The sequence below is a fragment of the Escherichia sp. R1 genome, assembly GCF_003000935.1.
GTDB lineage: Bacteria > Pseudomonadota > Gammaproteobacteria > Enterobacterales > Enterobacteriaceae > Escherichia > Escherichia coli.
Genome location: NZ_PSRU01000021.1, coordinates 43,297 through 69,465 on the forward strand (window position 1 = coordinate 43,297; position 26,169 = coordinate 69,465).

A 26,169-nucleotide genomic window follows, 5' to 3' on the forward strand; every position below is an offset into this window, starting at 1 on the left:
TAATAAGGAATTTACAGAGAATAAACGGTGCTACACTTGTATGTAGCGCATCTTTCTTTACGGTCAATCAGCAAGGTGTTAAATTGATCACGTTTTAGACCATTTTTTCGTCGTGAAACTAAAAAAACCAGGCGCGAAAAGTGGTAACGGTTACCTTTGACATACGAAATATCCCGAATGCCGCGTGTTACCGTTGATGTTGGCGGAATCACAGTCATGACGGGTAGCAAATCAGGCGATACGTCTTGTACCTCTATATTGAGACTCTGAAACAGAGACTGGATGCCATAAATCAATTGCGTGTGGATCGCGCGCTTGCTGCTATGGGGCCTGCATTCCAACAGGTCTACAGTCTACTGCCGACATTGTTGCACTATCACCATCCGCTAATGCCGGGTTACCTTGATGGTAACGTTCCCAAAGGCATTTGCCTTTACACGCCTGATGAAACTCAACGCCACTACCTGAACGAGCTTGAACTGTATCGTGGAATGTCAGTACAGGACCCACCGAAAGGTGAGCTTCCAATTACTGGTGTATACACCATGGGCAGCACCTCGTCCGTAGGGCAAAGTTGTTCCTCTGACCTGGATATCTGGGTCTGTCATCAATCCTGGCTCGATAGCGAAGAGCGCCAGTTGCTACAACGTAAATGTAGTCTGCTGGAAAGCTGGGCCGCCTCGCTGGGTGTGGAAGTCAGCTTCTTCCTGATTGATGAAAACCGCTTCCGTCATAATGAAAGCGGCAGCCTGGGGGGCGAAGATTGTGGCTCCACCCAGCATATACTGCTGCTTGACGAATTTTATCGTACCGCCGTGCGTCTCGCCGGTAAGCGTATTCTGTGGAATATGGTGCCGTGCGACGAAGAAGAGCATTACGACGACTATGTGATGACGCTTTACGCGCAGGGCGTGTTGACGCCAAATGAATGGCTGGATCTTGGTGGCTTAAGCTCGCTTTCTGCTGAAGAGTACTTTGGTGCCAGCCTTTGGCAGCTCTACAAGAGTATCGATTCCCCATACAAAGCGGTGCTGAAAACACTGCTGCTGGAAGCCTATTCCTGGGAATACCCGAACCCACGTCTGCTGGCGAAAGATATCAAACAGCGTTTGCACGACGGCGAAATAGTGTCGTTTGGTCTCGACCCGTATTGCATGATGCTGGAGCGCGTCACTGAATATCTGACGGCGATCGAAGATTTTACTCGTCTGGATTTAGTTCGCCGATGCTTCTATTTAAAAGTTTGCGAAAAACTCAGCCGTGAACGCGCCTGCGTAGGCTGGCGTCGTGAAGTGTTAAGCCAGTTGGTGAAAGAGTGGGAATGGGACGATTCTCGTCTGGCAATGCTTGATAACCGCGCTAACTGGAAGATAGATCAGGTGCGTGAGGCGCACAACGAGTTGCTCGACGCGATGATGCAGAGCTACCGCAATCTGATCCGCTTTGCGCGTCGCAATAACCTTAGCGTTTCCGCCAGCCCGCAGGATATCGGTGTTCTGACACGTAAACTGTACGCCGCGTTTGAAGCGTTACCGGGTAAAGTGACGCTGGTAAACCCGCAGATTTCACCCGATCTCTCGGAACCGAATCTGACCTTTATTTATGTGCCGCCGGGCCGGGCTAACCGTTCAGGTTGGTATCTGTATAACCGCGCGCCAAATATTGAGTCGATCATCAGCCATCAGCCGCTGGAATATAACCGTTACCTGAATAAACTGGTGGCGTGGGCATGGTTTAACGGCCTGCTGACCTCGCGCACCCGCTTGTATATTAAAGGTAACGGCATTGTCGATTTGCCTAAGTTGCAGGAGATGGTCGCCGACGTGTCGCACCATTTCCCGCTGCGCTTACCTGCACCGACACCGAAGGCGCTCTACAGCCCGTGTGAGATCCGCCATCTGGCGATTATCGTTAACCTGGAATATGACCCGACAGCTGCGTTCCGCAATCAGGTGGTGCATTTTGATTTCCGTAAGCTGGATGTCTTCAGCTTTGGCGAGAATCAAAATTGCCTGGTAGGTAGCGTTGACCTGCTGTATCGCAACTCGTGGAACGAAGTGCGTACGCTGCACTTCAACGGCGAGCAATCGATGATCGAAGCCCTGAAAACTATTCTCGGCAAAATGCATCAGGACGCCGCACCGCCAGATAGCGTGGAAGTCTTCTGTTATAGCCAGCATCTGCGCGGCTTAATCCGTACTCGCGTGCAGCAACTGGTTTCTGAGTGTATTGAACTGCGTCTTTCCAGCACCCGCCAGGAAACCGGGCGCTTCAAGGCGCTGCGCGTCTCCGGTCAAACCTGGGGCTTGTTCTTCGAACGGCTGAATGTCTCGGTACAGAAACTGGAAAACGCCATCGAGTTTTATGGCGCTATTTCGCATAACAAACTGCACGGCCTGTCAGTGCAGGTTGAAACCAATCACGTCAAATTACCGGCGGTGGTGGACGGCTTTGCCAGCGAAGGGATCATCCAGTTTTTCTTCGAAGAAACGCAAGACGAGAATGGCTTTAATATCTACATTCTCGACGAAAGCAACCGGGTTGAGGTGTATCACCACTGCGAAGGCAGCAAAGAGGAACTGGTGCGTGACGTCAGTCGCTTCTACTCGTCTTCGCACGACCGTTTCACCTACGGCTCAAGCTTCATCAACTTCAACCTGCCGCAGTTCTATCAGATTGTGAAGGTTGATGGTCGTGAACAGGTGATTCCGTTTCGCACCAAATCTATCGGTAACATGCCACCTGCCAATCAGGAGCATGACGCGCCGCTGTTGCAGCAGTATTTTTCGTGATGAACGTGCCGGAAAGCGAGGCTTATCCGGCATGCAATCTTAGCGGAAACTAACTGTTTCACCCGCCTGCTGCGTCGCCGCCTGTTCCAGCAAATCCCAGAAGGTTTCACCGCTACGATCGCAAATCCACTCGTCGCCTTTCAGATCAAAATGGTAGCCACCCTGTTTGGTTGCCAGCCACACCTGGTGCAGTGGTTCCTGGCGGTTGATAATGATTTTGCTGCCGTTCTCAAAGGTAATGGTTAGTACACCGCCGTTGATTTCACAGTCGATATCGCTGTCGCCATCCCAGTCGTCCAGGCGTTCTTCAATGGTCAGCCAGAGTTGATCAGCCAGGCGATGAAATTCACTGTCGTTCATTGTTGTATCCTGTTTTTAAGTGATGGCGGCAGTATAGCGGCATGGGGTCAGGGCTTCAAAGTTTGCTCGTCTGCTGCGTTCTGGCATGATTCATCCGTCAACGGAATAATAATGTCTCTGTTGTGAAGTTCATGCACATTCTCTTCTCTGACGCGTGTTTTCGCCGGGCAGGGGGAGGGCGTAATCCTTACCTCTGTATCGGTCCATGTATAAACATTGCGATCGTCATAAGCAAAGCGATCGTTTTTAGTTAGCGGGCCGTTGTTAGTTGGAATAATTTGCACGCTCTTGCGTGACCGTAATTGGTGGATAAAGTAAGCATGCTGTTTGCCGCGATTAAATGAGTGATCAATGACCAGGTCTGGCGAATCCAGCGGGATTATTTCAAGCTGGTCTTCACCAAAAGTCGATAATTTTGTTACATACAGCCGATCTTTATACTGCGCAATATTGTCAGTAATCAGATGAAATTGTTCAGGTTCAATACCTTGTAGGTCTATCCACTGGCTCCACTGACGGTCGGGCGTGAGCTGTTTACGCCAGCGAACGCGACTTTCCCCTACTTCAAAAGAGACGTCATCATCTACGGGTATCGCTTTGCCAGATAATTGACCAAAGGGATAACGATGCAGACCCTTATTGTCGCGAAAAACCAGCAGTGAATGAGGTATCCAGCGAATTATCTCAAATGAGTCTGCATTCGCCGTAAGGTGAGCGCCATTTAAATAAATATTCTGCCCACTGCGGATAAGCAGATCATTGGAATACAAATTTCTGTTTACACTCATAAGACGTGGATTAATACCCCACCATCTTTTTTCTAATACAGTAACATTACTGCTGCTCCCCTGACGTCGACCGGACAAGTAGAGATTTTTACTATCCACCAGCGTGGTAGAGTTACCTTCGATAGCTTTTAGTGTCGCCAGATCAACACGTGACGCGCCGCTATTACTTTCGGTGCGCTGTCCGTCAAAATAGAGGCTATATTTATCGACCGCGAAGCGGCCCATAGCCTGAAAGCTGGCAATATCGACAGTGGGTGTTCCCGGTGGATTGCTAACGATTTTGCCACGCCAGAGAATAACGCGGCCGTCTGTCACCCAATGGTATTCCTCATTTTTTATGCTTATTTCATCGGTGGGTATATAGCCTTCCACCAACTCCCGCTCCCCGGATATATTTGTCACAAGGCGCAAATCGGCTCTGTTCATCTTCGGAAATTGGGCAATGATTTTCTCATCCTCCCCATAACCTTTACCGTAAGACATAACACCGTGATCATTGTAATAGTCGAACCCTATGGCCTGTACAGCAGGCGTCAGAAATATGTGCCCCAACAGGATGAGTGCAACAGTGATTATTTGACCATTCATTTTGTCGCCTCATTGCGCGGGGCAGGAATAAATTCGCCGTCATCGGTAATTTTTCCGTCCAGATATCCCGTTTTGTAATTTACCCCGTAGCCATATCCCGAATGTTGTTCCTTCCAGATTAAGCGAACTTGTTTCGGATCCGCAGTGCGGTATCGCCAGAGCTGCGCGCCATCAAAGCTGTAAACGTAGCGGTTATCGCGGGCATACCATCTGCGCAAAAAGGGATGGTCATTAAGATGGGCTTCGCGTTCATCCGGAGAACGGTTATCCAGTAAGATCAGCGGTCCGTCAGATTCAAACACGTGTAAACCGGAATGGTATGGCCACCCTTCGGCACGCGTAAGTAAATAGCCGTGGCGTTTCCCGGCGTTGAAACGTTTGTTGATAATAAGATTGGGATCATCAAGTTTCACGATCTCCAACTTGCGGTCACCTGACTCTGTTTCGATGATGGTATAAAGCGAGTCCTGATACTGGGCGACAGCATCACTGATGGGGTGAAACTGTTCCGGATCGAGTCCCGGTAATTCTTCCTGTTTACAGTCAGGCCCCTGACGCCAGAACACTTTCTTTTCCAGCAGAGAAAAATCCAGACAGTGCTTTGTTAGATCCTCATCCCACGCCAGATTTTCCTTGTCGAGGACTTTACGCTGTAACCCGTTTTTATCACGCCAGGTCAAGAGTGAGCCGGGCATCCAGCGCACGACGGAAAAGGTGTCCGGGTCGGCATCCAGTTGTTCTCCGTTGATCATGATTTTCGTCTGTGTGCGGGCTAGCGTATCCCAGGGGCCAAATGGGGCAAGAAGGCAGGGATTAAATGCTGTAGAGAATTTACCGCGCTGATCCCATGACTTTTGAGCCAGTACCGTAAAGGTGTCGGGATCATCAAGGCGCTGACCATTTGCGTAAAGATAGTGCTTGTCACGGAGAATCAAACCTAGCCAGTCTGGTTTCCATTGCGGGTTAAATTCTACCTGACGCAACGTTCGGCGGTTTAGTTGCTGGTTGCTATCGGTGCGTTTGCCTTCGTAATAGAGGCTGTACTTATCTGCGGCAAAATCACCCCATGCCTGAAATGACGAGATATCGACTGGCGGTGTGCCTGGAGGGTTTTGCACAATCTCGCCAGCGTAGAGAATAGCGCGACCATCGCTATAGTAAGAGTAATGGGGAAGAGTTGCGTTTGCGCCGCTGTAGACAACGTCTGTCATGAGATTGGTAGCTGGGGGCACCGTTTCCCAATCCTCCAGTTTGGTTGGGTCAATTAGCAAATTCGGTAACAGACGCAGACGCTTGTAGTTAATCTGCGGTAGCGAAAGATTGGTCTTTTCATAAGGGCGCAGGTACACCACGCCTTTTCCCTGTTTCTGGTAAATATTATGTTCCGGCTCATCAAGCCGACATCCCCATGCCGACGATAAGAACAACGAACAAGACAATAAACAAACCACATTGCGATAGTGCATAAAGCCATCCTGGCGCGAGGTGCCGATCACGAAACTACCAGCAAAACATAAATCGCCACGTGTAAGCGTTATACTCGCAGCAATTCCTCACTTTTCAGACTTCATAAAGAGTCGCTAAACGCTTGCTTTTACGCCTTCTCCTGCGATGATAGAAAGCAGAAAGCGATGAACTTTACAGGCAATCCATAATGAAAAACGTGTTTAAGGCACTCACTGTATTACTTACTCTCTTCAGCCTGACGGGCTGCGGTCTGAAAGGTCCGCTCTATTTCCCGCCTGCAGATAAAAACGCACCGCCGCCGACCAAACCGGTAGAGACGCAAACGCAATCCACGGTGCCGGATAAAAACGACCGCGCCACTGGCGATGGTCCATCCCAGGTGAATTACTAAAAGTCAGTTTCTGTACCCGCGTGATTGGAGTAAATGATGCAGTTCTCGAAAATGCATGGCCTTGGCAACGATTTTATGGTCGTCGACGCGGTAACGCAGAATGTCTTTTTTTCACCGGATCTGATTCGTCGCCTGGCGGATCGGCACCTGGGGGTAGGGTTTGACCAATTGCTGGTGGTTGAGCCGCCGTATGATCCTGAACTGGATTTTCACTATCGCATTTTCAATGCTGATGGCAGTGAAGTGGCGCAGTGCGGCAACGGCGCGCGCTGCTTTGCCCGTTTTGTGCGCCTGAAAGGGCTGACCAATAAGCGCGATATCCGCGTCAGCACCGCCAACGGGCGGATGGTTCTGACCGTCACCGATGATGATCTGGTCCGCGTAAATATGGGCGAACCCAACTTCGAACCTTCCGCCGTGCCGTTTCGCGCTAACAAAGCGGAAAAGACCTATATTATGCGCGCCGCCGAGCAGACAATCTTATGCGGCGTGGTGTCGATGGGAAATCCGCATTGCGTGATTCAGGTCGATGATGTCGATACCGCGGCGGTAGAAACGCTTGGTCCTGTTCTGGAAAGCCACGAGCGTTTTCCGGAGCGCGCCAATATCGGTTTTATGCAAGTGGTTAAGCGCGAGCATATTCGTTTACGCGTTTATGAGCGTGGGGCAGGAGAAACCCAGGCCTGCGGCAGCGGCGCGTGTGCGGCGGTGGCGGTAGGGATTCAGCAAGGTTTGCTGGCCGAAGAAGTACGCGTGGAACTCCCTGGCGGTCGTCTTGATATCGCCTGGAAAGGTCCGGGTCACCCGTTATATATGACTGGCCCGGCGGTACATGTCTACGACGGATTTATTCATCTATGAAGCAACCAGGGGAAGAACTGCAGGAAACACTCACGGAGCTTGATGACCGGGCGGTTGTCGATTATCTGATTAAAAATCCTGAGTTTTTTATCCGCAATGCGCGCGCAGTAGAAGCGATACGTGTGCCGCATCCGGTACGCGGCACCGTTTCGTTGGTCGAGTGGCACATGGCCCGCGCACGTAATCATATTCATGTTCTGGAAGAGAACATGGCGTTGTTGATGGAACAGGCTATCGCCAACGAAGGCCTGTTTTATCGTCTACTCTACCTGCAGCGCAGTCTCACCGCCGCCAGTAGTCTCGACGATATGCTGATGCGTTTCCATCGCTGGGCGCGTGATTTAGGGCTGGCAGGTGCGAGTCTGCGTCTGTTTCCGGATCGCTGGCGCTTAGGTGCGCCGTCGAACCACACTCATCTGGCATTAAGCCGTCAGTCTTTCGAACCGCTGCGTATTCAGCGTCTGGGGCAGGAACAGCACTATCTGGGGCCGCTTAACGGACCGGAGCTTCTGGTGGTGCTACCGGAAGCGAAAGCGGTGGGATCGGTGGCGATGTCGATGCTGGGAAGCGATGCTGATTTGGGTGTTGTGCTGTTTACCAGTCGCGATGCCAGTCACTATCAACAAGGGCAGGGAACGCAGTTACTTCATGAAATTGCACTGATGTTGCCGGAGCTTCTGGCGCGTTGGATTGAACGCGTATGACCGATTTACACACCGATGTAGAACGCTATCTACGTTATCTGAGCGTGGAGCGCCAGCTTAGCCCGATAACCCTGCTTAACTACCAGCGACAGCTTGAGGCGATCATCCATTTTGCCAGCGAAAACGGCCTGCAAAGCTGGCAGCAATGTGATGTGACGATGGTGCGTAATTTTGCTGTACGCAGTCGCCGTAAAGGGCTGGGAGCTGCAAGTCTGGCGTTACGGCTTTCTGCGCTACGTAGCTTTTTTGACTGGCTGGTCAGCCAGAACGAACTCAAAGCTAACCCGGCGAAAGGTGTTTCGGCACCGAAAGCGCCGCGTCATCTGCCGAAAAACATCGACGTCGATGATATGAATCGGCTGCTGGATATTGATATCAACGATCCCCTCGCCGTGCGCGATCGGGCAATGCTGGAAGTGATGTACGGCGCGGGTCTGCGTCTTTCCGAGCTGGTGGGGCTCGATATCAAACACCTCGACCTGGAGTCTGGCGAAGTGTGGGTGATGGGAAAAGGCAGCAAAGAGCGCCGCCTGCCGATTGGTCGCAACGCCGTGGCGTGGATTGAGCACTGGCTTGATTTGCGCGACCTGTTTGGTAGTGAAGACGACGCGCTTTTTCTGTCGAAACTGGGCAAACGTATCTCCGCGCGTAATGTGCAGAAACGCTTTGCCGAATGGGGCATAAAACAAGGGCTGAATAATCACGTTCACCCGCATAAATTACGTCACTCGTTCGCTACGCATATGCTGGAGTCGAGCGGCGATCTTCGTGGTGTGCAGGAGCTGCTGGGTCATGCCAACCTCTCCACCACGCAAATCTATACTCATCTTGATTTTCAACACCTTGCCTCGGTGTACGATGCGGCGCATCCACGCGCCAAACGGGGGAAATAATGCGTTTTTACCGGCCTTTGGGGCGCATCTCGGCGCTCACCTTTGACCTGGATGATACCCTTTACGATAACCGTCCGGTGATTTTGCGCACCGAGCGAGAGGCGCTTACCTTTGTGCAAAATTATCATCCGGCGCTGCGCAGCTTCCAGAATGAAGATCTGCAACGCCTGCGCCAGGCGGTACGGGAAGCGGAACCCGAGATTTATCACGACGTGACGCGTTGGCGTTTTCGTTCGATTGAACAAGCGATGCTCGACGCCGGGCTGAGTGCCGAAGAAGCCAGTGCAGGCGCACACGCAGCAATGATTAACTTTGCCAAATGGCGCAGCCGAATCGACGTCCCGCAGCAAACTCACGACACCTTAAAACAGCTGGCGAAGAAATGGCCGCTGGTGGCGATCACCAACGGTAACGCCCAGCCGGAGCTGTTTGGTCTGGGGGATTATTTTGAGTTTGTGCTGCGCGCTGGCCCGCACGGGCGTTCGAAACCGTTCAGCGATATGTACTTCCTGGCGGCGGAAAAACTCAACGTGCCGATCGGCGAGATCTTACATGTAGGTGACGATCTTTCCACCGACGTGGGTGGGGCAATTCGCAGCGGAATGCAGGCCTGTTGGATCAGACCGGAAAATGGCGATCTGATGCAAACCTGGGACAGCCGTTTACTGCCGCATCTGGAAATTTCCCGGTTGGCATCTCTGACCTCGCTGATATAATCAGCAAATCTGTATATATACCCAGCTTTTTGGCGGAGGGCGTTGCGCTTCTCCGCCCAACCTATTTTTACGCGGCGGTGCCAATGGACGTTTCTTACCTGCTCGACAGCCTTAATGATAAACAGCGCGAAGCGGTGGCCGCGCCACGCAGCAACCTTCTGGTGCTGGCGGGCGCGGGCAGTGGTAAGACGCGCGTACTGGTGCATCGTATCGCCTGGCTGATGAGCGTGGAAAACTGCTCGCCGTATTCGATTATGGCGGTGACGTTTACCAACAAAGCGGCGGCGGAGATGCGTCATCGTATCGGGCAACTGATGGGCACCAGCCAGGGCGGCATGTGGGTCGGCACCTTCCACGGGCTGGCGCACCGCCTGCTGCGTGCGCACCATATGGACGCCAACCTGCCGCAGGATTTCCAGATCCTCGACAGCGAGGACCAGCTACGCCTGCTCAAACGCCTAATCAAGGCGATGAACCTCGACGAGAAGCAGTGGCCGCCGCGCCAGGCAATGTGGTACATCAACAGCCAGAAAGATGAGGGGCTGCGTCCGCATCATATTCAGAGCTACGGTAATCCGGTGGAGCAGACCTGGCAGAAGGTGTATCAGGCGTATCAGGAAGCGTGTGACCGCGCGGGCCTGGTTGATTTTGCTGAATTGCTGCTTCGTGCCCACGAATTATGGCTCAACAAACCGCATATCCTTCAACATTACCGCGAACGTTTCACCAATATTCTGGTGGATGAATTCCAGGACACCAACAACATTCAGTATGCGTGGATCCGACTGCTGGCAGGCGATACTGGCAAAGTGATGATCGTTGGCGATGACGACCAGTCAATCTACGGCTGGCGCGGAGCGCAGGTGGAGAATATTCAGCGTTTCCTCAATGATTTCCCCGGTGCTGAAACTATCCGTCTGGAGCAGAACTACCGCTCTACCAGCAATATTCTGAGCGCCGCTAACGCCCTGATTGAAAACAATAACGGGCGTCTGGGTAAAAAACTGTGGACCGATGGCGCGGACGGTGAGCCTATTTCCCTCTATTGCGCTTTTAACGAACTCGACGAAGCGCGTTTTGTGGTTAACCGCATCAAAACCTGGCAGGACAACGGCGGGGCGCTTGCCGAGTGCGCCATTCTCTACCGCAGCAACGCCCAGTCGCGTGTGCTGGAAGAGGCGTTATTGCAGGCGAGTATGCCGTATCGTATTTACGGCGGGATGCGCTTCTTCGAACGCCAGGAAATCAAAGATGCGCTCTCGTATCTGCGCCTGATTGCCAACCGCAACGACGACGCGGCCTTTGAGCGTGTGGTTAATACGCCAACGCGGGGTATTGGTGACCGGACGCTGGACGTGGTACGTCAGACATCGCGAGATCGCCAGTTAACACTCTGGCAGGCATGTCGTGAACTGTTGCAGGAAAAAGCCCTCGCCGGACGTGCTGCCAGCGCCTTACAGCGGTTTATGGAGCTGATCGACGCCTTAGCGCAGGAAACTGCCGATATGCCGCTGCATGTACAGACTGACCGGGTAATTAAAGACTCCGGCCTGCGCACCATGTACGAGCAGGAGAAGGGCGAAAAAGGTCAGACGCGTATCGAAAACTTAGAGGAACTGGTGACGGCAACGCGCCAGTTCAGCTACAACGAAGAAGACGAAGATTTAATGCCGCTGCAGGCATTCCTCTCCCATGCGGCGCTGGAAGCGGGCGAGGGGCAGGCGGATACCTGGCAGGACGCGGTGCAGTTGATGACGCTACACTCGGCGAAAGGTCTGGAATTCCCGCAGGTGTTTATCGTTGGTATGGAAGAGGGCATGTTCCCAAGCCAGATGTCGCTGGATGAAGGCGGGCGTCTGGAAGAAGAACGCCGTCTGGCCTACGTTGGCGTAACCCGCGCGATGCAGAAACTGACGCTGACCTACGCGGAAACCCGCCGTCTGTATGGCAAAGAGGTTTACCATCGCCCGTCGCGCTTTATTGGCGAGCTGCCGGAAGAGTGTGTGGAAGAGGTGCGCCTGCGCGCTACGGTAAGCCGTCCGGTCAGCCATCAACGGATGGGTACGCCGATGGTCGAGAACGACAGCGGCTACAAGCTCGGCCAGCGCGTACGCCACGCTAAGTTTGGTGAAGGCACCATCGTCAATATGGAAGGCAGCGGTGAACATAGCCGTTTGCAGGTGGCATTCCAGGGCCAGGGTATTAAATGGCTGGTGGCGGCTTACGCCCGGTTGGAGACGGTGTGACGTTGCGGAATGCGGTGCGCCACACCGCATTCCGCATCAGCACCTTACTTAGCGCACTTCTTCACATCAATATTCCAGTCAGCACCAGACGCAACCTGATGTTTCTGCGCGAAATTATCCATATTCAGCGCCACGGAAACATTCAATAAGCTGTTCAGATACACCATCGGCTGGCCTTCCGGCACATCGCCAAAGCTTGCGACATACGGCATTTTCCCTGCGTATTTTTGCTGGGAACCTTCGGAAATGGTCACACACAACGTGTCGTTGAGTTTGATTCCTGCCTGATTCAGCAACTCGTCGCTGATATTGCTCCAGACGTTGCCGTACTGAATATCGAGAATCGGGATATTGCCCTTCACTTCACCTTTTGTTGCTTTGGCTTTCTGATAAGAAAGTTCGACAACTTTTGCAGGAAGCTCTGGCCCCACCTGCTCGAACGTGATCGCCCCGGAAGCCAGACGTGCACCGGTGTAGGCATACACGTCACGACCGTGGAAGGTATATGACTTTTCGGAACCTTTCAGACGGTTGGTTTTTTCATCGATTTGCCGGACGCTCTCAATACCCAGCGATTCCGCCACCAACGTAAGCGTACCGTTATCTGGTGAAACGAAGTACTGACCGTTTTTGGTTTTCAGCACTACCGATTTACGCTCTGTACCAACACCTGGATCGACCACGCTAACAAACACCGAACCTTGCGGCCAGTAACTGGCAGTCTGATACAGGCGGTAAGCGCCTTCCCAGATGTTATACGGTGGAATTTCGTGTGTTAAATCAAATATTTTAAGATTATGGTCAACGCCGAAAGCGACCCCTTTCATCGCCGAGACGGCGCCATCTTTCAGGCTAAAATCCGTTTGTAAAATCAAAGCGTTATCCGCATAAGCGGATGATGACCCCAGACAGGTTAATAAAAATAATGTTGCGAGCGTTTTTTTCATTTTTGTTTCCCTTCATTTATCTGATGATTTTCCAGCTGTGTAGCCAGCCCCAGTTTGTCTGGCCTCCTCGAGTGTACAATGTTTAACCTTTCTGCTCGACGGAAATCATGGTGACAAAAGGATAGCGTTGCCACGGGATTGCCTCGCCTTTCATATACATATGTGAAATTGTGCCATCAAGATAAAGCAGCTGCTCAACGTTCAGTTTCGCTTTGGCATAACAGGCAAAATCATAAAAATTTGTCGCCTGCTGGCTCAACAAAAACACGGCGTTCCCATGTTTATTAATCCCAACACCGTTACGAATTTTACGTGAGGCGACGTTGGGATGAATACGCGGATTAATTACACCGTTTTCCATCAACAATGGCCCTGACTGCACCGCAAACTGAATCTCTTTACTGGTTTTAAAGGCATCCAGACGAACGATGCCGACTTTATCTCCCGCGACATAAAACACTCCGCCAGGACGAATAAAGAAATTCCCTTCACCTGAAGCGAGATTTAACGCCACCTTCTGCTGACCGTTTTCGATGTACAAACCGAGCGGCGCATAGCTTTCATCATAGATGCCGCCGTTCATCGCCATCTGCACCTGACCCTGACTATTAATATCCGCCAGCAGAGCATGTAACGTTCCCCACGCTTCGCCATTGGCTTTTTGCCAGTACATTTTCACCCGCTCTATTTGAGGATTAACGGTATACGCCTGTACGGTCAGCGTCGGATCTGAGGGTGCGCAATCATCAGCGGCAACAGCAAACAAGGGAAGTAAGGTGAGGGTGAGAAAAATCCGTTTGAGATTCAAGGTGATCATTCCTTTACCAATGAATAGCCGATGCGCCATTATAGGCCCTGAATGTGGGATTTTTTTATCCTGTTAGCGACCTTGACGAGTACCAAAAAGCGCGAAGTTCAACTATTGTTCTGTGGTGTTCTGTTGCGTGTTGACGGCAAAATTTTGCTGGCGTAACATGCGCGCACGATCACTCTAAGAGGACATTCGCCTTGGACACACCCAGTAGATACTGGCTCATTATCCTGTCATCCAGGATCAACTCCTAAGGCTATCCCTTTTTGCTGATAGCCTTAGCGGTTGTCAGCGACCTCAATTTTTCCCGTCGCGCTGAGTCAGGCTGTTTAATGGTCTGAAACCCAATTTGTTTCTGTGTGCCCACCGAACTGTCCGATATTTTAAGCATTGGGAGTCCCGGTCATGCTGAGCGCATTTCAACTGGAAAATAACCGACTGACCCGGCTGGAAGTCGAAGAGTCACAACCCCTTGTAAATGCAGTATGGATTGATCTTGTCGAACCGGACGACGACGAGCGACTGCGCGTACAATCTGAACTTGGCCAGAGCCTGGCAACCCGCCCGGAACTGGAAGACATCGAAGCATCGGCACGTTTCTTTGAAGACGATGACGGCCTGCATATTCACTCCTTCTTCTTCTTTGAAGATGCGGAAGATCACGCCGGTAACTCCACTGTGGCATTTACCATCCGTGATGGTCGTCTGTTTACTCTGCGTGAGCGTGAACTGCCCGCTTTTCGTCTGTATCGTATGCGTGCCCGTAGCCAGTCAATGGTGGACGGTAACGCCTACGAGCTGCTGCTGGATCTGTTCGAAACCAAAATCGAACAGTTGGCAGATGAAATTGAAAATATCTACAGCGACCTGGAGCAGTTGAGCCGGGTAATTATGGAAGGGCATCAGGGCGATGAGTACGACGAGGCGCTCTCCACGCTGGCGGAACTGGAAGATATCGGCTGGAAAGTTCGCCTGTGTCTGATGGATACCCAGCGCGCGCTCAACTTCCTGGTACGTAAAGCACGCTTACCGGGTGGGCAACTGGAGCAGGCGCGTGAAATCCTGCGAGATATCGAATCCCTGCTGCCGCATAACGAATCCCTGTTCCAGAAGGTGAACTTCCTGATGCAGGCGGCGATGGGCTTTATCAATATCGAGCAGAACCGCATCATCAAAATCTTCTCGGTGGTATCCGTGGTGTTCCTGCCACCGACGCTGGTCGCTTCCAGCTACGGGATGAACTTTGAGTTTATGCCGGAACTGAAGTGGAGCTTCGGCTACCCAGGCGCGATTATCTTTATGATCCTCGCGGGCCTGGCACCGTATCTGTACTTTAAGCGGAAGAACTGGTTGTAATATAAATGCCGGGTAAAGATTGTTCTTTATCCGGCTTATTGCTGAAAATTGTCTTTTTCAAAGTCATGCGGGTTGAACACTCGCTCTATCTTATTTTCCTGGGTTAGTTGATACTCATTGTTATCAGCAATAAAAAAATGAGTATTACGGTAAGGATATTCATTAATAACCATTAAATAGTTTTTTACGATGCAATTATCATTGCTCTTAATCGTCGGGAAACAGTAGAGATCTTCATACGGCCCTTCGATATATTTTTTATAGTCAGTGAAGCCATTACCGATATCAATAACATACCAGGTATGCCAACTATCTTCTGGTAGGGGATTTTGACTTTTAATTTCATCCTGATGCTTCAGATACCAATTTATTTTATCGCTATCAGTCCATGGCAGATGATCAACGACCAGAAAGACTGAATTGCCAGCATCAGAGTATGTATACAAAATCTGTACAGGACGCAATGTCCATAAATTATAGATGCAGCATAGAAGAAATAAATATAATATAATTTTCTGGAGTTTTCTTTTCATAGATAATTTTCGATTCTTTCGATAGTGTTAAAATTGGTGAAGAAAGGTTTGAAAGCAAAGTCTTTATGCCGTTGTAAAAAGAACCATATGCGAAAAAATCTATACTTGTTGTAAATCTTGTTTTTTATATCAGTCAAAGTGGTCTTGTGCTATGAAATGAATGGTAGCGCTCCAGCCCATAGGATATTTTTGAAAATTTAAAAGAGATATTTTTTGAGCTGAGATATCATGAGTGCTGATTCCCAGGCCATTAAAATTATCTTTAAAATCATTGAATTTATTTAGTCTTGATGAAAGTAATTCGGTCTTAATCTTTTGTAGGAGAAGAGGCCGGTATCCTATCGTAGGTGTTGAAGAAATATCATTTTCGATACATTCTTTGATTACACGTATTGGGCTATTATAATCATATTTGTTTATTCGTTCATGAAAAGATAAGTTCAATTCCTGGCTATGGAAACTGTTGCCATTTCCATATCTAAAATGATCAATCAGATCCTGGATGAGTGTTTTGTATTGTCCAAAAAAGGAAAACATTTTTGCCAGATCTTTCATTTCTGCAAATAAAATATCAATACATTCACTTTGTGATATTTTTGTTCCAGAAGTTGGAACACTAAAAGCACCATAAGTAGAATTCGGCCCAGGAAAATGGTATTTAATGAGGCGGTAAGGATCAACTTTTGCAGAGATGTCGCTTAAGCCGAGTGAGAGAAAATCTTGTTCTTCCATATCCCCATACTGCATATCATCAGCAGAAAAATCATCGAATAAAGTAATAGTTTCGAAAAGTGTACAGGGCATATTAATTGATGAGCCTAATATGTTGTTCATTTATATTCTCCTTTCTTATAATTAAGGGCAATGTTAATTTGATAAGAAATAATAGGGTAAAAAAATTTTAAAAAAGAAATGCACTTCACATTTTTCATTACATTCTGAAGAGAACTTGGTTAATGATTGGTCTTGCTCATCGCTAATAACATAATGCTGAATTTACCAAAAATGAAATTTATTAAAGCAAATGAAAATATACAACGACGTCTGGAAATTCTGCCTTTCCTTATGTGAGTCTCCTGTCAGCATGGCAATATGCCCACTCTCATGCAAGAGTCGGCATATTTTTTCAGAATATATTTATTTTTTATTTGGACGTTCTATGCTGCGTATAAATCGCATCCATCACAAAAATTGCCAGCGCCACCCAAATAAAGGCGAAAGTTACCATCTTATCGGCACCCGGTTTTTCACCGTAAAACGTCACAGCCAGCAGGAACATCAGCGTCGGACCAATGTACTGGAAAAAGCCTAACGTTGAGAGACGCAGGCGTGTCGCAGCTGCAGTAAAACACAACAGTGGCACGGTGGTGACAATACCGGCGGCGATCAGCAGTAAATTCAGCGACATCGGGTTTTGCCCCATATGACTGGTTGAGCTGTCGGCAATAGCAAACAGGTAAATCGCCGCCACGGGCAGCAACCACATAGTTTCGATTAACATGCCGGTTTGCGCTTCAACAGCAATCTTCTTGCGCACCAGGCCGTAGAAAGCAAAACTAAACGCCAGCCCCAGCGCGATGATCGGCAGTGAACCAAAAGTCCACAACTGAACCAGCACTCCACATATCGCCAGAATCACCGCCAGCCATTGCATCCGGCGGAATCGCTCGCCGAGGAAAATCATCCCCAGCACAATGTTCACCAGCGGGTTAATAAAGTAACCAAGGCTCGCTTCCAGCATATGGTGATTGTTCACCGCCCAGATAAACAGTAGCCAGTTGCCGCCAATCAGCACGGCAGAGACTGCCAGCATAAAAATTTTCTGTGGCGTCTGAATCAGCGTTTTTAAATAGGACCACTGGCGGCAAATGCTCATCAGCACCACCATAAAGAAAAACGACCAGATCACGCGATGCGTCAGGATCTCATCGGCGGGCACGTAGTAAATCAGTTTGAAGTACGCTGGCGCAATACCCCAAATAAAATAAGCGGCAAGAGCGAGTAATACGCCCTGCCGCGTTTGTTTTGCATCCATCGGGAATACTCATTTTTAATTGGTAACAGCAGTTTACCTGCTTTTATGTCTTCAACCTACCATATAGGTGGCGGTGGCACTGGCAATATAAAGCTGTTCTTCATTGTGTAATTCAACGCGGGCGACGGCGACTTTATTGCCTGCACGTAACAGGCTACTGGTAGCAGTAAAACGCTCGCCTCTGCCTGGGCGCAGATAATCGACGCGAAGATCAATGGTCCCCATCCGCGATAGCCGCTGGCGTAGTTCATCTTCACTGATGGTTTCGTGGCGGGTTAAGGTACTTCCCACGCACACCAGACCTGCGGCGACATCCAGCGCCGACGCAATGACCCCGCCGTGTAAAATGCTTTGCGCCCAGTTGCCCACCATCATCGGCTTATTTTTAAAGGCCAGCTGTGCGAACTCTTTTTCGTAACGCTCCAGTTCCATCCCCAATGCGCGGTTAAATGGCATGTGATAAACAAACATCTCACCCACTAATTTGAGGGCTTGTTCAGCGGTCAGTACGGCAGACATAACATCCTTACACTTCATTAGTTAATGAAATGTTGATTTTATGCTTATTTATTGTTGGTTTCTACTTTAGGAAGGGATAACTAACGGCTATGGAGTTAAGTATGTAAAATAGCCCGCAGAAAAATATTCACCTTATCAATAATTCGTTACGGAGAACACGAGCGATGCGGACTCTGCAGGGCTGGTTGTTGCCGGTGTTTATGTTGCCTATGGCAGTATATGCACAAGAGGCAACGGTGAAAGAGGTGCATGACGCGCCAGCGGTGCGTGGCAGTATTATCGCCAATATGCTGCAGGAGCATGACAATCCGTTCACCCTTTATCCTTATGACACCAACTACATCATCTACACCCAAACCAGCGATCTGAATAAAGAAGCGATTGCCAGTTACGACTGGGCGGAAAACGCGCGTAAGGATGAAGTAAAGTTCCAGTTGAGCCTGGCGTTTCCGCTGTGGCGTGGGATTTTGGGGCCAAACTCTGTACTGGGCGCCTCCTACACACAGAAATCCTGGTGGCAGCTTTCTAATAGCGATGAGTCATCACCGTTTCGTGAAACTAACTACGAACCGCAATTGTTCCTCGGTTTTGCCACGGATTACAACTTTGCTGGCTGGACGCTGCGCGATGTGGAAATGGGCTACAACCACGACTCAAACGGGCGTTCAGACCCGACTTCCCGCAGCTGGAACCGCCTTTATACCCGCCTGATGGCAGAAAACGGTAACTGGCTGGTAGAGGTGAAGCCGTGGTATGTGGTGGGGAATACGGACGATAACCCGGACATCACCAAATATATGGGTTACTACCAGCTTAAAATCGGCTATCACCTCGGTGATGCGGTACTGAGCGCGAAAGGGCAGTACAACTGGAACACCGGTTACGGCGGCGCGGAGTTAGGCTTAAGCTACCCGATCACCAAACATGTGCGCCTTTATACTCAGGTTTACAGTGGTTACGGCGAATCGCTCATCGACTATAACTTCAACCAGACCCGCGTTGGTGTGGGAGTTATGCTAAACGACCTGTTTTGATGAATGGTTGGCAAATCTGGAATCCAGCATCCAGGATTACCCTCTCAGAGACTAAAAGCATTGCAGTTTCTCGCGCAGGCGCTGAAAATAGCGCCTGTTTTTATTTCAGGCAATCGGGGTGAATGTGGCGCAGGCGGAAGTGTTGAATCTGGAGTCCGGAGCTAAACAGGTTTTACAAGAAACCTTTGGCTACCAACAGTTTCGCCCCGGCCAGGAAGAGATTATCGACACCGTACTTTCCGGTCGCGATTGCCTGGTCGTCATGCCCACTGGTGGCGGAAAATCCCTTTGCTATCAAATCCCTGCCTTATTGCTAAACGGCCTTACCGTGGTTGTCTCACCGCTGATTTCGTTGATGAAAGATCAGGTAGATCAACTGCAAGCCAACGGCGTGGCGGCGGCGTGCCTTAACTCGACGCAAACCCGCGAGCAGCAGCTTGAAGTGATGACAGGCTGTCGCACCGGGCAAATCAGCCTGCTTTATATCGCGCCGGAACGCCTGATGCTGGATAACTTTCTTGAGCATCTGGCGCACTGGAATCCGGTGTTATTAGCCGTTGATGAAGCGCACTGTATCTCCCAATGGGGTCACGATTTCCGCCCGGAATACGCTGCCCTCGGTCAGCTGCGTCAGCGTTTTCCGACGCTCCCGTTTATGGCGCTGACTGCCACAGCCGATGACACCACGCGCCAGGATATCGTGCGCCTGCTGGGGCTGAACGATCCGCTGATTCAAATCAGCAGTTTTGACCGTCCGAATATTCGCTACATGCTGATGGAGAAATTCAAACCGCTCGATCAGTTGATGCGTTATGTACAGGAACAACGCGGTAAGTCGGGGATTATTTACTGTAATAGTCGTGCGAAAGTAGAAGACACCGCTGCGCGCCTGCAAAGCAAGGGAATTAGCGCGGCGGCCTATCATGCCGGGCTGGAAAATAATGTTCGCGCTGATGTGCAGGAAAAATTCCAGCGCGATGACCTGCAAATTGTGGTGGCGACGGTGGCGTTCGGCATGGGCATCAACAAGCCTAACGTTCGCTTCGTGGTGCATTTTGATATTCCGCGCAATATCGAATCCTATTATCAGGAAACTGGACGCGCCGGGCGTGATGGCCTGCCCGCGGAAGCGATGCTGTTTTACGATCCGGCTGATATGGCGTGGCTGCGCCGTTGTCTGGAAGAGAAGCCGCAGGGGCAGTTGCAGGATATCGAACGTCATAAACTCAATGCGATGGGCGCGTTTGCTGAAGCGCAAACTTGCCGTCGTTTGGTATTGCTGAACTATTTTGGCGAAGGGCGTCAGGAGCCGTGCGGGAACTGCGATATCTGCCTCGATCCGCCAAAACAGTACGATGGTTCAACCGATGCGCAGATTGCCCTTTCCACCATTGGTCGTGTGAATCAGCGGTTTGGGATGGGTTATGTGGTGGAAGTGATTCGCGGTGCTAATAACCAGCGTATCCGCGACTATGGTCATGACAAACTGAAAGTCTATGGCATGGGCCGTGATAAAAGCCATGAACATTGGGTGAGCGTGATCCGCCAGCTGATTCACCTCGGCCTGGTGACGCAAAATATTGCCCAGCATTCTGCCCTACAACTGACAGAGGCTGCGCGTCCGGTGCTGCGCGGCGAATCCTCTTTGCAACTTGCCGTGCCGCGTATCGTGGCGCTCAAACCGAAAGCGATGCAGAAATCGTTCGGCGGCAACTATGATCGCAAACTGTTCGCCAAATTACGCAAACTGCGTAAATCGATTGCCGATGAAAGCAATGTCCCGCCGTACGTGGTGTTTAACGACGCAACCTTGATTGAGATGGCGGAGCAGATGCCGATCACCGCCAGCGAAATGCTCAGCGTTAACGGCGTTGGTATGCGCAAGCTGGAACGCTTTGGCAAACCGTTTATGGCGCTGATTCGTGCGCATGTCGATGGTGACGACGAAGAGTAGTCAGCAGCATAAAAAAGTGCCAGGATGAAGACTCCGTAAACGTTTCCCCCGCGAGTCTAATGTATGTTGATGTTATTCCTCACCGTCGCCATGGTGCACATTGTGGCGCTTATGAGCCCCGGTCCCGATTTCTTTTTTGTCTCTCAGACCGCTGTTAGTCGTTCCCGTAAAGAAGCGATGATGGGCGTGCTGGGCATTACCTGCGGCGTAATGGTTTGGGCTGGGATTGCGTTGCTTGGCCTACATTTGATTATCGAAAAAATGGCCTGGCTGCATACGCTGATTATGGTGGGCGGTGGCCTGTATCTCTGCTGGATGGGTTACCAGATGCTACGTGGTGCACTGAAAAAAGAGGTTGTTTCTGCCCCTGCGCCACAAGTCGAACTGGCGAAAAGCGGGCGCAGTTTTCTTAAGGGCTTACTGACCAATCTCGCGAACCCTAAAGCGATTATCTACTTTGGTTCGGTGTTCTCGCTGTTTGTCGGTGATAATGTCGGCACCACCGAACGCTGGGGCATTTTCGCGTTGATTATTGTCGAAACACTGGCGTGGTTTACCGTCGTTGCCAGCCTGTTTGCTCTGCCGCAAATGCGCCGTGGTTATCAACGTCTGGCGAAGTGGATTGATGGTTTTGCCGGGGCGTTATTTGCCGGATTTGGCATTCATTTGATTATTTCGCGTTAATGCCAGACGCGTCATCAGAGTAAGTCGGATAAGGCGTTTACGCCGCATCCGACATTATTTTCACGCATGCCTCGCCGATGCTAACAGCGCTCCCACCAGCATAAATAACGAGCCGAAAATCTTATTCAGCGCCTTCATCTGCTTTGGTCCTTTAATCCATAGAGCAATCCGTTGAGCAAGGGTGGCGTAACCGATCATCACAATAATATCGACCACAATAGTGGTGACGCCGAGCACGATATACTGCATCAGCTGCGGCTGTTGCGGCATGATGAATTGCGGAAATAGCGCCGCCAGAAACACAATACTTTTGGGATTGGTGAGATTGACAAAAACTGCGCGCTGGAACAAATGTCGACGCGATTGAGTGGAGGCCAGCGATTTAAGATCAATTGCGCCAGCGGCGCGCCATTGCTGTATTCCCAGCCAAATCAAGTAAGCTGCGCCTGCCCACTTCAACACTTCAAACGCAATCACTGAGCGGGAAAATAGCGTCCCCAACCCCACGCCAACCAGCACAATATGAATCGCCAGTCCGGTCTGAAGCCCAGCAATAGACGCCACCGCGCCGCGATAACCGTGGTTGAGCGAGGTGGTCATGGTGTTGATTGCGCCAGAGCCTGGCGACAGGCTTAAAATGATCGATGTCAGCAGGTAGGCAAACCACCATTCTAAGGTCATGATGAACTCCCGGTGTGTCTATTTTTGTGCCACAATACGCTACTGTCGCAGCGTTGTGTCAGGCACGCTTAAAAAAACGATTTTACGTGGTTTAAGAGGCAGATTACCCGATGTTTCAGCAGCAAAAAGACTGGGAAACAAGAGAAAACGCGTTTGCTGCTTTTACCATGGGACCGCTGACTGATTTCTGGCGTCAGCGTGATGAAGCAGAGTTTACTGGTGTGGATGACATTCCGGTGCGCTTTGTCCGTTTTCGCGCACAGCACCATGACCGGGTGGTAGTCATCTGTCCGGGGCGTATTGAGAGCTACGTAAAATATGCGGAACTGGCCTACGACCTGTTCCATTTGGGGTTTGATGTTTTAATCATCGACCATCGCGGGCAGGGACGTTCCGGTCGCCTGTTAGGCGATCCACATCTCGGGCATGTTAATCGCTTTAATGATTATGTTGATGATCTGGCGGCATTCTGGCAACAGGAGGTTCAGCCCGGTCCGTGGCGTAAACGCTATATACTGGCACATTCGATGGGCGGTGCGATCTCCACATTATTTCTGCAACGCCATCCAGGTGTATGTGACGCCATTGCGCTAACTGCGCCAATGTTTGGGATCGTGATTCGTATGCCGTCATTTATGGCACGGCAGATCCTCAATTGGGCCGAAGCGCATCCACGTTTCCGTGATGGCTATGCAATAGGCACCGGGCGCTGGCGCGCGTTGCCGTTTGCTATCAACGTACTGACCCACAGCAGACAGCGATATCGACGTAACTTACGTTTCTATGCTGATGACCCAACAATTCGCGTCGGTGGGCCGACCTACCATTGGGTACGCGAAAGTATTCTGGCTGGCGAACAGGTGTTAGCCGGTGCGGGTGATGACGCCACGCCAACGCTTCTCTTACAAGCTGAAGAGGAACGCGTGGTGGATAACCGCATGCACGACCGTTTTTGTGAACTACGCACCGCTGCGGGCCATCCTGTCGAAGGAGGACGGCCGTTGGTAATTAAAGGTGCGTACCATGAGATCCTTTTTGAAAAGGACGCAATGCGCTCAGTCGCGCTCCACGCTATCGTTGATTTTTTCAACAGGCATAACTCACCCAGCGGAAACCGCTCTACAGAGGTTTAAATTTCTTATGTACCAGGTTGTTGCGTCTGATTTAGATGGCACGTTACTTTCTCCCGACCATACGTTATCCCCTTACGCCAAAGAAACTCTGAAGCTGCTCACCGCGCGCGGCATCAACTTTGTGTTTGCGACCGGTCGTCACCACGTTGATGTGGGGCAAATTCGCGATAATCTGGAGATTAAGTCTTACATGATTACCTCCAATGGCGCGCGCGTTCACGATCTGGATGGCAACCTGATTTTTGCTCATAACCTGGATCGCGACATTGCCAGTGACCTGTTTGGCGTGGTCAACGACAACCCGGAGATCATTACTAACGTTTATCGCGATGATGAATGGTTTATGAATCGCCATCGCCCGGAAGAGATGCGCTTTTTCAAAGAAGCGGTGTTCAATTATGCGCTGTATGAGCCGGGATTGCTGGAGCCGGAAGGCGTCAGCAAAGTGTTCTTCACCTGCGATTCCCATGAAAAACTTCTGCCACTGGAGCAGGCGATTAACGCTCGCTGGGGCGATCGCGTCAATGTCAGTTTCTCTACCTTAACCTGCCTGGAAGTGATGGCGGGCGGCGTTTCAAAAGGCCATGCGCTGGAAGCGGTGGCGAAGAAACTGGGCTACAGCCTGCAAGATTGTATTGCCTTTGGCGATGGAATGAACGATGCCGAAATGCTGTCGATGGCGGGGAAAGGCTGCATTATGGGCAGCGCGCATCAACGGCTGAAAGATCTGCATCCAGAGCTGGAAGTGATTGGTACTAACGCCGAAGACGCAGTGCCGCATTATCTGCGTAAACTCTATTTGTCGTAATCGTTCTTTATTTGGTCAGTTGTCAACCTGATACTTCGCTACAATGGATACTCGTTAATCAAAGAGTTTTCCATTGTGGCGCTACTTATCATCACCACGATTCTGTGGGCCTTCTCCTTTAGCTTTTATGGCGAGTACCTTGCGGGGCACGTCGATAGCTATTTTGCGGTGCTGGTGCGCGTTGGCCTGGCGGCACTCGTTTTTCTGCCGTTTCTGCGCACCCGTGGCAATAGCCTGAAAACGGTTGGCCTGTATATGCTGGTGGGCGCGATGCAGCTCGGTGTGATGTATATGCTGAGTTTCCGCGCCTATCTCTACCTGACGGTCTCCGAACTGTTGCTGTTCACCGTACTGACGCCGCTCTACATCACGCTGATTTATGACATCATGAGTAAGCGCCGTCTGCGCTGGGGCTATGCTTTTAGCGCCTTGTTGGCGGTGATTGGTGCCGGGATTATTCGCTATGATCAGGTCACCGACCATTTCTGGACTGGCTTGTTGCTGGTGCAGCTCTCCAATATCACTTTTGCCATCGGCATGGTGGGTTACAAACGTCTGATGGAAACTCGCCCGATGCCGCAGCATAACGCCTTTGCGTGGTTCTATCTTGGCGCGTTCCTGGTGGCAGTGATTGCATGGTTCTTGCTGGGAAATGCGCAGAAAATGCCGCAAACCACGCTGCAATGGGGCATTCTGGTGTTTCTTGGCGTGGTGGCTTCCGGTATTGGCTACTTTATGTGGAACTACGGCGCGACGCAGGTGGACGCCGGAACGCTGGGCATTATGAATAATATGCACGTTCCGGCAGGGCTGTTGGTTAACCTGGCTATCTGGCACCAACAGCCGCACTGGCCAACGTTTATTACAGGCGCGCTGGTGATCCTGGCCTCACTGTGGGTGCATCGTAAGTGGGTCGCTCCGCGCTCTTCACAAACGGCAGATGATCGCAGGCGTGATTGCGCGCTGAGCGAATAAACGCTTCTGTAATCGGCTGACGCTGCTCGCCATCGCGCACGGCGGCGTACAGTCGGCTCCACAATCCTTCGCCCAGGGTTTTGGTTACGACCAGACCCTGGCGCTCAAAACTCTCCACCACCCAGTGCGGCAGGGCGGCAATACCCATCCGCGCGGCAACCATCTGAATCAACAACAAGGTGTTATCGACGCTTTTCAGCGACGGGCTAACGCCTGCTGGCTGAAGAAAATGGCGCCAGACATCCAGTCGGCTACGCTGCACCGGATAAATTAACAGCGTTTCGCTGGCGAGATCTTCCGGTGTAATACGCGTTTTCGCCGCCAGTGGATGGTCAGGTGCCAACACCAGACGCACTTCATAATCGAACATCGGCGAATAATGCAGGCCACTGCGCGGCAGAATATCGGAGGTCATCACCAGATCCAGCTCGCCCTGCTGCAATGCAGGCTGCGGGTCAAACGTTACGCCTGATTTAAAATCCATCTCCACCTGCGGCCAGTTCTTATGGAAATTTTCTAACGCGGGCGTCAGCCACTGAATACAGCTATGGCACTCAATGGCAATGCGCAGACGCGTCTGCTGCGGTTCATTGCAGGCTTGCAGTGCCTGGCTAATTTGCGGCAGTACCTGGTTTGCCAGTTGCAACAGGATTTCTCCCTGCGGTGTAAAGCGTAGCGGCTGGCTCTTACGCACAAATAGCCGGAAGCCAAGGCGTTGTTCCAGATCGCTAAACTGGTGAGACAGGGCGGATTGCGTTTGATGCAACGTCGCCGCAGCGGCTGCGAGTGAGCCGCAGTTCCGCAACGCTTGTAGCGTTTTCAGGTGTTTTACTTCGATCATGAAAGTCCTTCACTTCGGCATGAATAATTTGCGCTTGAGGAATATACAGTAA

At 50.8% G+C, this 26,169-nt stretch carries 25 protein-coding genes and 1 pseudogene; 15 read left to right on the top strand and 11 right to left on the bottom strand.

Going from position 1 to position 26,169, the window contains the following annotated elements; translation table 11 throughout:
- Positions 1–245: 245 nt before the first annotated feature.
- Entirely contained in the window at positions 246–2,792 is a 2,547-nt protein-coding gene (gene cyaA, locus C4F37_RS22045; protein WP_000281694.1) for a class I adenylate cyclase, read from the top strand.
- Between the two features lie 39 nt (positions 2,793–2,831).
- On the opposite strand, the gene cyaY is transcribed toward cyaA, so the two are convergent.
- The 3 genes from cyaY to C4F37_RS22060 are packed head-to-tail and all read right to left on the bottom strand — an operon-like array spanning position 2,832 to position 5,994.
- Positions 2,832–3,152: an iron donor protein CyaY gene (gene cyaY / locus C4F37_RS22050; protein WP_000999947.1), complete on the bottom strand. Its 321-nt coding sequence runs from the start codon at positions 3,150–3,152 to the stop codon at positions 2,832–2,834.
- A 47-nt stretch (positions 3,153–3,199) separates the two neighbouring features.
- The gene (locus tag C4F37_RS22055; protein ID WP_001014271.1) at positions 3,200–4,528 is read right to left on the bottom strand and encodes a hypothetical protein; all 1,329 of its coding nucleotides are present in this window, start codon (positions 4,526–4,528) and stop codon (positions 3,200–3,202) included.
- Positions 4,525–5,994 carry a hypothetical protein gene (locus tag C4F37_RS22060; protein ID WP_001540206.1) on the bottom strand — a complete coding sequence of 490 codons (1,470 nt, stop codon included), beginning with the start codon at positions 5,992–5,994 and terminating at the stop codon, positions 4,525–4,527. The genes C4F37_RS22055 and C4F37_RS22060 overlap by 4 nt, the downstream gene beginning before the upstream one ends.
- A gap of 188 nt (positions 5,995–6,182) precedes the next feature.
- On the opposite strand from C4F37_RS22060, the gene lptM reads away from it, so the two are divergent.
- The 6 genes from lptM (at position 6,183) to uvrD (ending at position 11,806) form a co-directional block, all read left to right on the top strand.
- Positions 6,183–6,386 carry an LPS translocon maturation chaperone LptM gene (gene lptM / locus C4F37_RS22065; RefSeq protein ID WP_000799889.1) on the top strand — a complete coding sequence of 68 codons (204 nt, stop codon included), beginning with the start codon at positions 6,183–6,185 and terminating at the stop codon, positions 6,384–6,386.
- A gap of 36 nt (positions 6,387–6,422) precedes the next feature.
- Positions 6,423–7,247: a diaminopimelate epimerase gene (dapF, locus tag C4F37_RS22070; RefSeq protein ID WP_001160645.1), complete on the top strand. Its 825-nt coding sequence runs from the start codon at positions 6,423–6,425 to the stop codon at positions 7,245–7,247.
- Entirely contained in the window at positions 7,244–7,951 is a 708-nt protein-coding gene (locus C4F37_RS22075) for a DUF484 domain-containing protein (RefSeq protein ID WP_000812795.1), read from the top strand. Before dapF ends, C4F37_RS22075 begins: the two co-directional genes overlap by 4 nt.
- The gene (xerC, locus tag C4F37_RS22080) at positions 7,948–8,844 is read left to right on the top strand and encodes a tyrosine recombinase XerC (protein WP_000130676.1); all 897 of its coding nucleotides are present in this window, start codon (positions 7,948–7,950) and stop codon (positions 8,842–8,844) included. Before C4F37_RS22075 ends, xerC begins: the two co-directional genes overlap by 4 nt.
- Complete coding sequence (yigB, locus tag C4F37_RS22085) at positions 8,844–9,560, top strand: 5-amino-6-(5-phospho-D-ribitylamino)uracil phosphatase YigB (protein ID WP_001774088.1); 717 nt, start codon at positions 8,844–8,846, stop codon at positions 9,558–9,560. Before xerC ends, yigB begins: the two co-directional genes overlap by 1 nt.
- An 83-nt stretch (positions 9,561–9,643) precedes the next feature.
- Entirely contained in the window at positions 9,644–11,806 is a 2,163-nt protein-coding gene (uvrD, locus tag C4F37_RS22090; RefSeq protein ID WP_000383407.1) for a DNA helicase II, read from the top strand.
- A 44-nt stretch (positions 11,807–11,850) separates the two neighbouring features.
- Here uvrD and C4F37_RS22095 read toward each other — a convergent pair whose 3' ends face one another.
- Together C4F37_RS22095 and C4F37_RS22100 are read right to left on the bottom strand one after the other, a co-directional pair.
- Positions 11,851–12,753 carry an SAM hydrolase/SAM-dependent halogenase family protein gene (locus C4F37_RS22095; protein WP_001540210.1) on the bottom strand — a complete coding sequence of 301 codons (903 nt, stop codon included), beginning with the start codon at positions 12,751–12,753 and terminating at the stop codon, positions 11,851–11,853.
- A gap of 82 nt (positions 12,754–12,835) precedes the next feature.
- Entirely contained in the window at positions 12,836–13,600 is a 765-nt protein-coding gene (locus C4F37_RS22100; RefSeq protein ID WP_001557157.1) for a phosphodiester glycosidase family protein, read from the bottom strand.
- A 161-nt stretch (positions 13,601–13,761) separates the two neighbouring features.
- Here C4F37_RS22100 and ysgD point away from each other — a divergent pair, with 161 nt between their 5' ends.
- Positions 13,762–13,818, top strand: a complete 57-nt coding sequence (gene ysgD / locus C4F37_RS27950; RefSeq protein ID WP_212723238.1) for a YsgD/CorL family protein — start codon at positions 13,762–13,764, stop codon at positions 13,816–13,818.
- 151 nt (positions 13,819–13,969) lie between these two features.
- A complete protein-coding gene (gene corA, locus C4F37_RS22105; RefSeq protein ID WP_000947159.1) occupies positions 13,970–14,920 on the top strand; it encodes a magnesium/cobalt transporter CorA in 951 nt (316 codons plus the stop codon).
- A 35-nt stretch (positions 14,921–14,955) separates the two neighbouring features.
- Here the strand turns inward: corA and C4F37_RS22110 are convergent, their stop codons facing one another.
- From C4F37_RS22110 to yigI, 4 genes and pseudogenes are all read right to left on the bottom strand, one after another.
- Entirely contained in the window at positions 14,956–15,453 is a 498-nt protein-coding gene (locus C4F37_RS22110; RefSeq protein WP_000823788.1) for a DUF943 family protein, read from the bottom strand.
- Positions 15,450–16,287: pseudogene (locus C4F37_RS22115) on the bottom strand (YPO3983 family protein). The gene C4F37_RS22110 and the pseudogene C4F37_RS22115 overlap by 4 nt, the downstream one beginning before the upstream one ends.
- A gap of 310 nt (positions 16,288–16,597) precedes the next feature.
- Positions 16,598–17,488 carry an EamA family transporter RarD gene (rarD, locus tag C4F37_RS22120; protein ID WP_000339101.1) on the bottom strand — a complete coding sequence of 297 codons (891 nt, stop codon included), beginning with the start codon at positions 17,486–17,488 and terminating at the stop codon, positions 16,598–16,600.
- 51 nt (positions 17,489–17,539) lie between these two features.
- Positions 17,540–18,007: an acyl-CoA thioesterase YigI gene (yigI, locus tag C4F37_RS22125; protein ID WP_001374601.1), complete on the bottom strand. Its 468-nt coding sequence runs from the start codon at positions 18,005–18,007 to the stop codon at positions 17,540–17,542.
- 164 nt (positions 18,008–18,171) lie between these two features.
- On the opposite strand from yigI, the gene pldA reads away from it, so the two are divergent.
- The 3 genes from pldA to rhtC all read left to right on the top strand — a co-directional run bounded on the left by pldA (position 18,172) and on the right by rhtC (position 21,679).
- Positions 18,172–19,041: a phospholipase A gene (gene pldA, locus C4F37_RS22130; protein ID WP_001259692.1), complete on the top strand. Its 870-nt coding sequence runs from the start codon at positions 18,172–18,174 to the stop codon at positions 19,039–19,041.
- Between the two features lie 124 nt (positions 19,042–19,165).
- Positions 19,166–20,995 carry an ATP-dependent DNA helicase RecQ gene (recQ, locus tag C4F37_RS22135; RefSeq protein ID WP_001442069.1) on the top strand — a complete coding sequence of 610 codons (1,830 nt, stop codon included), beginning with the start codon at positions 19,166–19,168 and terminating at the stop codon, positions 20,993–20,995.
- Between the two features lie 63 nt (positions 20,996–21,058).
- Entirely contained in the window at positions 21,059–21,679 is a 621-nt protein-coding gene (gene rhtC / locus C4F37_RS22140) for a threonine export protein RhtC (RefSeq protein WP_000928839.1), read from the top strand.
- A gap of 60 nt (positions 21,680–21,739) precedes the next feature.
- On the opposite strand, the gene rhtB is transcribed toward rhtC, so the two are convergent.
- Positions 21,740–22,360 carry a homoserine/homoserine lactone efflux protein gene (gene rhtB, locus C4F37_RS22145; RefSeq protein ID WP_000171710.1) on the bottom strand — a complete coding sequence of 207 codons (621 nt, stop codon included), beginning with the start codon at positions 22,358–22,360 and terminating at the stop codon, positions 21,740–21,742.
- A gap of 110 nt (positions 22,361–22,470) precedes the next feature.
- Here rhtB and pldB point away from each other — a divergent pair, with 110 nt between their 5' ends.
- From pldB to bioP, 3 genes are all read left to right on the top strand, one after another.
- Positions 22,471–23,493, top strand: a complete 1,023-nt coding sequence (gene pldB / locus C4F37_RS22150) for a lysophospholipase L2 (RefSeq protein WP_000487668.1) — start codon at positions 22,471–22,473, stop codon at positions 23,491–23,493.
- A gap of 7 nt (positions 23,494–23,500) precedes the next feature.
- The gene (gene yigL / locus C4F37_RS22155) at positions 23,501–24,301 is read left to right on the top strand and encodes a sugar/pyridoxal phosphate phosphatase YigL (protein WP_000285366.1); all 801 of its coding nucleotides are present in this window, start codon (positions 23,501–23,503) and stop codon (positions 24,299–24,301) included.
- A gap of 75 nt (positions 24,302–24,376) precedes the next feature.
- Positions 24,377–25,276, top strand: coding sequence for a biotin transporter (bioP, locus tag C4F37_RS22160; protein WP_001196238.1), 900 nt, complete (start codon positions 24,377–24,379; stop codon positions 25,274–25,276).
- Here the strand turns inward: bioP and metR are convergent.
- Positions 25,164–26,117 carry an HTH-type transcriptional regulator MetR gene (metR, locus tag C4F37_RS22165; RefSeq protein ID WP_000573618.1) on the bottom strand — a complete coding sequence of 318 codons (954 nt, stop codon included), beginning with the start codon at positions 26,115–26,117 and terminating at the stop codon, positions 25,164–25,166. The genes bioP and metR overlap by 113 nt on opposite strands.
- Between the last annotated feature and the right edge of the window lie 52 nt (positions 26,118–26,169).

Coding starts and splice junctions, on each gene's coding strand:
- rhtC (WP_000928839.1), top strand. CDS start 21,059: ATGTTGATGTTATTCCTCACCGTCGCCATGGTGCACATTGTGGCGCTT.
- rarD (WP_000339101.1), bottom strand. CDS start 17,488: ATGGATGCAAAACAAACGCGGCAGGGCGTATTACTCGCTCTTGCCGCT.
- uvrD (WP_000383407.1), top strand. CDS start 9,644: ATGGACGTTTCTTACCTGCTCGACAGCCTTAATGATAAACAGCGCGAA.
- dapF (WP_001160645.1), top strand. CDS start 6,423: ATGCAGTTCTCGAAAATGCATGGCCTTGGCAACGATTTTATGGTCGTC.
- C4F37_RS22110 (WP_000823788.1), bottom strand. CDS start 15,453: ATGAAAAGAAAACTCCAGAAAATTATATTATATTTATTTCTTCTATGC.
- rhtB (WP_000171710.1), bottom strand. CDS start 22,360: ATGACCTTAGAATGGTGGTTTGCCTACCTGCTGACATCGATCATTTTA.
- cyaY (WP_000999947.1), bottom strand. CDS start 3,152: ATGAACGACAGTGAATTTCATCGCCTGGCTGATCAACTCTGGCTGACC.
- C4F37_RS22100 (WP_001557157.1), bottom strand. CDS start 13,600: ATGGCGCATCGGCTATTCATTGGTAAAGGAATGATCACCTTGAATCTC.
- yigL (WP_000285366.1), top strand. CDS start 23,501: ATGTACCAGGTTGTTGCGTCTGATTTAGATGGCACGTTACTTTCTCCC.
- C4F37_RS22060 (WP_001540206.1), bottom strand. CDS start 5,994: ATGCACTATCGCAATGTGGTTTGTTTATTGTCTTGTTCGTTGTTCTTA.
- C4F37_RS22095 (WP_001540210.1), bottom strand. CDS start 12,753: ATGAAAAAAACGCTCGCAACATTATTTTTATTAACCTGTCTGGGGTCA.
- C4F37_RS22055 (WP_001014271.1), bottom strand. CDS start 4,528: ATGAATGGTCAAATAATCACTGTTGCACTCATCCTGTTGGGGCACATA.
- xerC (WP_000130676.1), top strand. CDS start 7,948: ATGACCGATTTACACACCGATGTAGAACGCTATCTACGTTATCTGAGC.
- metR (WP_000573618.1), bottom strand. CDS start 26,117: ATGATCGAAGTAAAACACCTGAAAACGCTACAAGCGTTGCGGAACTGC.
- yigB (WP_001774088.1), top strand. CDS start 8,844: ATGCGTTTTTACCGGCCTTTGGGGCGCATCTCGGCGCTCACCTTTGAC.
- corA (WP_000947159.1), top strand. CDS start 13,970: ATGCTGAGCGCATTTCAACTGGAAAATAACCGACTGACCCGGCTGGAA.
- lptM (WP_000799889.1), top strand. CDS start 6,183: ATGAAAAACGTGTTTAAGGCACTCACTGTATTACTTACTCTCTTCAGC.
- C4F37_RS22075 (WP_000812795.1), top strand. CDS start 7,244: ATGAAGCAACCAGGGGAAGAACTGCAGGAAACACTCACGGAGCTTGAT.
- yigI (WP_001374601.1), bottom strand. CDS start 18,007: ATGTCTGCCGTACTGACCGCTGAACAAGCCCTCAAATTAGTGGGTGAG.
- pldB (WP_000487668.1), top strand. CDS start 22,471: ATGTTTCAGCAGCAAAAAGACTGGGAAACAAGAGAAAACGCGTTTGCT.
- pldA (WP_001259692.1), top strand. CDS start 18,172: ATGCGGACTCTGCAGGGCTGGTTGTTGCCGGTGTTTATGTTGCCTATG.